We start from the raw sequence: 5661 nt of genomic DNA on the forward strand, positions 1-5661 counted from the left end.
GGTCAGCAGACGCTTGGGCTCGCGCGCATCCTCATAGGCTTCCAACGCGAGGTCTGCGATTGCCAAATGGTCTTCCAGGGCGACGATCATCAGCAGCGGCGTTGGGCTGACAAGGCTGATGAATGAACCCGGGTTGTACTCGGTGAACATCTCGATCGAACGGACGGTGACTTCATTGATCCACGTCTTGGTGTGTTTGCCGGCGACGTCGATCATGAATTCGTAGCTATCGGCCGTCGGCAAGGCGCTCGGAGAGCCGTCGTTCGACACGACCGGGAGGCGCCCGGGTGGCTTGCCCGCAAACCGGGCCCGACGATCGGCATCGAATGCCGCTCGCATGCCCTTGAGTTGAGGGGCAGGGACCGCCCGCTGTGCATTGCGTGGCCCGTCAACAAGAGGAACTTGCGACACCACGCACTTCACGCGCCGATCGATCGCGCCGACGACAAGTACGTGCCCACCGCTGTAGCTGGAGCCGAAGACGCCAATCCGGTCTACGTTGGTCTCCGGCAGAGTCTCAGCGTAAGTGATGGCGTCCCGATACCCCTTGACCTGCTGCCACGGGTCGACCTCTTGTCGTGGCTCGCCATCGCTCGCACCGAAGTTGCGATGGTCGTACACGACGCTGGCGATTCCGGACTTTGCGAACAGCTCGGCATAGCGGTCCAGAAAAATTTCCTTGGTGCCCGAAAACCCGTGCGCCATGATGACGGTCGGTACTTTTCCGCTCGCGCCGTCAGGCAGGTAATGCCATCCGCGCAGGGTGGTTCCGTCAGAATCTTTGAATTCAATGTCACGTCTCATGGTGGTCTCCTGATTGTTCTGGGAGCACGGAGACTACTGCGGTCTCGCTGGATCAAGTTGCCTGACCGTGCACAAGAGCGCAACCATCCGTGCACTGGCGTTTCCGGTCTGAAAGTAGTCAAAGCCATAAACCGAAAATGGATACTCATATGAGTCGCTCTGCGGAGGAGCTTGCGGCTGTGCGTCAGGCGGCGGCACCGTGGATGGCTTCCTCCTTGAAAGGCGAAGCCCGATCGGAGGCGTGGATTGAGCGGCTGCAGGCGATCAAGCCCGGCGCGGTGCTGCTCAATTTTGCGCGCGATGCGATCGTCGACGAGGCGGCCGAGTCGCCGCGCCGCGCGCCGGGCGGTTGAAGAGCTACGTGTGCGACTTTCCCTCACCTACGCTGCTGCACGAGCGCGGCGCCATCGCGCTACCGCACCTCGGCGCATCTACCGCCGAGGCCGAAGAGAACAGCGCCGTGATGGTGGTCGATCAACTGCGCGAGTACTTCGACCGCGATGGCGCAGGCCGGCCTGAACATCCACAACATGGTCAACAAGTCGCGCGGCGAGATGGCCTACACGCTGGTCGACGTCGACAGCCCGGTCGAGCGCCATGTCGTCGACGCGATCGCCTCGATCGGCGGCGTGCTGACGGTGCGGGCGATTCCGGCGCACGGGCACTGACATCGGTTCGTCCGGTTGCCCACTTGGGCGGGCTTCATGTCCGGCACGGCCGATACGGTAATCAGGCGCCGGATCTCGAGTCGAGCGCCGCTCCGATCGCTTGCGGTGTCAGACTTCGCCTCGTGGATCGCGCGGTCCAGCGGCAGGCCGTCTTCGCGCAGCGAGCGGATGGCGGCGATCATCACCAGCCCGGTGAGTACCGCCACGCCGGACAGCGCGATGAAGCCCACGCCGGCCGAGATCGACAGCGGGATGCCGCGCAGCCACAGCGCCACGAAGCCGCCAGTGAGGGCGAAGGGCACGCCGGTGAACACCAGCAGACCGTCTTTGATATTGCCGAACATCGTGAACAGCAGCACGAAGACCAGCAGCAAGGACACCGGCACGACGATCTGCAGCCGCTTGGTGGCCGACTGCCGTTGTTCGAAGGCGCCGCCCCAGGTGGTCCAGTAGCTCCTCGGGTGCCCCGTAGACGATGGCGATGCTCGGCAGCGGCCGGGCATTTCCGGCCAGGCCGACCAGACACCAATCATGGCGAAACATCGCGACGATGCGCTGCTCGAAGGCTGCCACGCTGGCCAGCGTGGGGACCATCGTTTCTACCGCTGTGAGCAGCAGGCCCGCTGGGCCCGCGCCAGCACAGCGTTGAGCATTGCGCCGCCGGCATTTATGTTGATCCGATCAGCCCCAGGTGAGGTTGATTCAGGTGAAAGTCGTAGGCGAAGAAGACCGCCAACGGCCCAACGCTGGTGCCCTCGTTTCATCTTTCATCTGCGTGGCGCAGCGCTTGGCGCGTGCGAATGGTTGTCGCGGGCTGCCTCGAACAAGCTTGACGAGGATCAAGCCTGCGCTGCGGCGCTCCCGTAGCGTCAATCGCATGTCGTTCGCACCCAGCAAGAAGCTCTTCTCTGCCACCCGGACCAAGCGCAACACGGCATTCGTGATGCTGCTGGTGTGGCTGTTCGCGCTGGCGTCAAGGGTCGCGAATGCGGGCTTGTTGGCGACGCCGGAATGGCAATCCAACGCTGCAAGTGCGGCATTGCCAGAGACAAGCCATGCGACCGCCGAGTTGGTTGGGGGTGACTCGGACACCATACCTCGGCTTAGGAGCGGCTCTGCAGATCGTTGTCGTGAAAAACTTGTCGGACCCCGACTCCCCTGACAGGAAAGGGCTGGCTAGGAAGGCGCGGAACAGATAGGGAGCGGCCGCCGAGAAAACCGGCAATGCGCTGGCGAATCGAGGTGCTTCGCGATCGGGCCAAGCGCGGTCACCGGCGATGGCCTTTGTGGAAAGCCAACGAACCGAAGCCCGGGAGGCGGCGGGGGCTTCCGCTGCTCTCTCATCGGTCGCGATGAAGCGGGTTCGGTGAGAAAGAAGGAGCTACCGGCGAAGCGCTTGAGAATGCAGGCCTCGATGACACAAGCATCTACTTCGACCCTGCCTCCGGGCAGTACCGCGACTCCCTTGGCCAAGAGATTGGACGAGATGGCATTAAAGCGTGGGTGGAGGTCGGTTTCGGCCGCGGAGGCCTTGCAGGCGGCTCACCGCCTGAGCGCCACGGCCGCGTGTGGAAAGCCGCTACGGGCTACGCTTTTCGCGTCTTCCCACGCGCACTCACCACTGCTTCGGGGAGATCGAACAAGGCAACAATCTGCACTTATCCATAAACGGCCGCGCTCGACGCGGCCTTCCGCCCCTGGTCAATGTTCAACCGGCACGGGTGGTCAAAGTTCGGCCGGCGGTGACACGCAGGCCTTCTCGAAGGTGTGCCGCGCGCAGTCAGTGCAAGCGCCGCAGGCAGTCGCAACCCGTAGTTCACCCTGCAGCGCTTCGAAGCTGCCGCAGCCCTCGCGCGCTTCGCGTTCAATGTCCCGGTCAGAGACGCGGTGGCAGATGCAGACGATCATGAGGCGGTCGGTGCTGAATGGCCTTTGGAAATCGTACTGTAATGCGAATCGTTTCTATTTACAAGCCGTACAGTGGTTTGTGCAGTTGTCTGCTTTGATCTTTCGGCCAGTGCTGTTCCCGCCTGCGCTGGGGTGTCCGGCGAAGCAGTCTCAACACCGGCTTGATCGGTCCTGAAGCAACCAACTCGTGGTCATGCAGAAGGCAGCAGCAGTGATTTTGGACAGCACCGCCCGGCAGCGGTCGAGGCAGGCGTTGCAGTACGACACTGGATGCGCAACAGCCGTTTCTCATCGCTTCGGATGTCGAGGAACTCGAACACTACCGAGGACGCGACCAAGCTCCGCCAGGGCGATTGCTGAACGCCGGTAGCCCCTGGTTGGTCAGCGCGACGCTTTAGCTGACTTCGCCCATCTGCGACTGCAAATAGTTCTGCTCGCCCACTTTGCCAACGAGTTCGAGCTGGGTCTCCAGGAAGTCGATGTGCTCCTCGGTGTCGTCGAGGATGCCTTGCAGCAGCTCGCGCGAAACGTAGTCGCGCACAGCCTCGCAGTGGGCGATGCCGTCCTTGATCGTGGCCTGCGCGCCCTGCTCCATTTGGAGGTCGCAACGCAATGCTTCGATGAGGTTCTCGCCGATCAGCAGCTTGCCCAGGTCCTGCAGGTTGGGCAGGCCGTCGAGCACGAAGATGCGGTCCATCAAACGGTCGGCATGCTTCATCTCGCCGATCGATTCTTCGTACTCCTTCTTCGCCATCCGGTCGAAGCCCCAGTTCTTGAACATGCGGTAGTGCAGGAAGTACTGGTTGATCGCGGTCAGCTCGTTCTTGAGTTGTGCCTGCAGCCAGGTGATGACTTGTGGGTCGCCTTGCATCGGGTACTCCTCATGGTTAGTAGTCGAAGCAGTCATTCTGAGCGGTTATCGCGATGACGCAAAGGTCTGCAACAGGTTTATACGGAATTCGAACGGCACTGATCGGCGCACTGGGGTCGCTGTGAATGGGCGAGTCTTTCCCTGTTCGTGCGCGGAAATTTCCCTGCTCCGAGCTGCTGCGAGGAGTGCGAACGACCGGCCTAAAACCGCGCTATGTCTCGTGCGTAGGCGGTTTACTCGCGGCGCAACGCGCTGGGTCGAGACGGAATTTCCCTGTTTTTTCCCTCTTGCAGGGAAAAAGCGCATTGGAGACGGGTTCGCTGCAGACTGCGTCCACCGCCAACAAGTCTGGAACGACCTGCAAGAGCGTAGGCAACTACGCGATCGGGTTCGATTGGAACGACGGCCATAACAGCGACATCCATTCGTTTAACGACTTGCGCGCCATGGGCGAGCGCGCTGCGGCGCAGGGCGTCGAAGATGTCTGAAGCCCGCTTTGTGGAGCCGACGCTTGTGGGTCTACCGATCGGCATCCGTGCGGAGACTTCGCTCGCCGACCGACACGTGCAAGTTCACCGTGAGCCGCAGCCTCCATCCTGGAGGCCCCTTCTTCTTCGGCAACAAGGAACGGGCTGCCGGGTCGCCGCTAGTCGAGCGGCTGTTCGCGCTCCCCGGAGTGGCCCACGTGCTCATCGCCGAGAGCGTGCTGACCATCGGCAAGGAGCCGAGCGCCTCTTGGTCGGGACTGAAAGCGGCCATCGGGACGGCCCTCCGGACGCAGCTGCTCACCGGCGTGCCGGCGATCCTGGAGGTGGCTGTCCACGCCAGCGCGCAAGGAAGGGCCGACGCCGAGCTTGGCGTGATCGTTCAGCAACTCCTGGACAAGGAAGTCAATCGCTCCATCGCGAATCACGGCGGGAAGATTTCGATCGTGGGACGTCCGCCAAGGCAAGCTTTTCATCAGCATGAGCGGCGGCGGCCAGGGCTGCGCGTCCTCTCAGGTGACGCTGAGGCAGGGCTTTGAAGTCATGGTGAAAAGGGTCGCCCCGGAAATCGTGGAAATCGTGGATGCGACGGACCACGCAGCGGGAAAGAAGCCGTTCTACGAACGCCATGGGTAACCGCATGGTCCCAGGACGAAGCGCTTTGCAGCTTGTCCGATGTCAACCAAGGCTGCGTCACTTCGGTGATACGCCGGCGGCGCCGAGCTTGCTCAGCTTGCCGCGCCCAGCGCACGCACGAGCAAGACGGGCACCGGGCTTTCGCGCAACACGTTCTCTGCATCGCTGCCCAACAGTACGCGACTGAAGCCGCGGCGGCCGTGCGTGCCGATGACGATCAGGTCGCAAGATGTGCTTTTCGCCTCCTGCAAGATCGCGTCGGCGACGCGACCGCCTTTCAATTCGCGCA

General features: G+C 62.4%; 8 protein-coding genes and 1 pseudogene. 4 read left to right on the plus strand and 5 right to left on the minus strand.

All coding sequences use genetic code 11. The annotated features are described in order from the left end of the window. The coding region (locus RMO12_RS12925; RefSeq protein WP_309639598.1) for an alpha/beta hydrolase at nucleotides 1–804 on the minus strand (804 nt) is incomplete at its 3' end. A 149-nt stretch (nucleotides 805–953) separates the two neighbouring features. On the opposite strand from RMO12_RS12925, the gene RMO12_RS12930 reads away from it, so the two are divergent. Further along, a complete protein-coding gene (locus RMO12_RS12930) occupies nucleotides 954–1157 on the plus strand; it encodes a hypothetical protein (RefSeq protein WP_309639599.1) in 204 nt (67 codons plus the stop codon). 440 nt (nucleotides 1158–1597) lie between these two features. On the opposite strand, the pseudogene RMO12_RS12935 reads toward RMO12_RS12930, so the two are convergent. The 3 genes and pseudogenes from RMO12_RS12935 to bfr form a co-directional block, all read right to left on the minus strand. Continuing rightward, nucleotides 1598–1933: pseudogene (locus RMO12_RS12935) on the minus strand (efflux RND transporter permease subunit); the annotation flags it as partial. Nucleotides 1934–3197: 1264 nt separating this feature from the next. Then, nucleotides 3198–3380 carry a (2Fe-2S)-binding protein gene (locus RMO12_RS12940; protein WP_309639600.1) on the minus strand — a complete coding sequence of 61 codons (183 nt, stop codon included), beginning with the start codon at nucleotides 3378–3380 and terminating at the stop codon, nucleotides 3198–3200. 394 nt (nucleotides 3381–3774) lie between these two features. Further along, a complete protein-coding gene (gene bfr, locus RMO12_RS12945; RefSeq protein ID WP_309639601.1) occupies nucleotides 3775–4251 on the minus strand; it encodes a bacterioferritin in 477 nt (158 codons plus the stop codon). Between the two features lie 305 nt (nucleotides 4252–4556). On the opposite strand from bfr, the gene RMO12_RS12950 reads away from it, so the two are divergent. From RMO12_RS12950 to RMO12_RS16020, 3 genes are read left to right on the plus strand one after another with little or no spacing between them, the layout of a single operon-like run. Continuing rightward, a complete protein-coding gene (locus tag RMO12_RS12950; RefSeq protein ID WP_309639602.1) occupies nucleotides 4557–4739 on the plus strand; it encodes a gamma-butyrobetaine hydroxylase-like domain-containing protein in 183 nt (60 codons plus the stop codon). 47 nt (nucleotides 4740–4786) lie between these two features. After that, entirely contained in the window at nucleotides 4787–5275 is a 489-nt protein-coding gene (locus RMO12_RS12955; RefSeq protein WP_309639604.1) for a NifU N-terminal domain-containing protein, read from the plus strand. Further along, nucleotides 5217–5372, plus strand: a complete 156-nt coding sequence (locus RMO12_RS16020) for a NifU family protein (RefSeq protein WP_405029676.1) — start codon at nucleotides 5217–5219, stop codon at nucleotides 5370–5372. Before RMO12_RS12955 ends, RMO12_RS16020 begins: the two co-directional genes overlap by 59 nt. 92 nt (nucleotides 5373–5464) lie before the next feature. On the opposite strand, the gene RMO12_RS12960 is transcribed toward RMO12_RS16020, so the two are convergent. Next, nucleotides 5465–5661, minus strand: a 197-nt coding sequence (locus tag RMO12_RS12960; protein ID WP_309639603.1) for a universal stress protein, incomplete at its 5' end; no start/stop codon positions are given.

The organism is Methylibium sp., from assembly GCF_031393925.1.
GTDB lineage: Bacteria > Pseudomonadota > Gammaproteobacteria > Burkholderiales > Burkholderiaceae_C > Methylibium.

What these genes read in the sequence shown, in the direction of transcription:
- RMO12_RS12940 (WP_309639600.1), bottom strand. Translation starts at nt 3,380, where the DNA reads ATGATCGTCTGCATCTGCCACCGCGTCTCTGACCGGGACATTGAACGC.
- RMO12_RS16020 (WP_405029676.1), top strand. Translation starts at nt 5,217, where the DNA reads ATGAGCGGCGGCGGCCAGGGCTGCGCGTCCTCTCAGGTGACGCTGAGG.
- RMO12_RS12930 (WP_309639599.1), top strand. Translation starts at nt 954, where the DNA reads ATGAGTCGCTCTGCGGAGGAGCTTGCGGCTGTGCGTCAGGCGGCGGCA.
- bfr (WP_309639601.1), bottom strand. Translation starts at nt 4,251, where the DNA reads ATGCAAGGCGACCCACAAGTCATCACCTGGCTGCAGGCACAACTCAAG.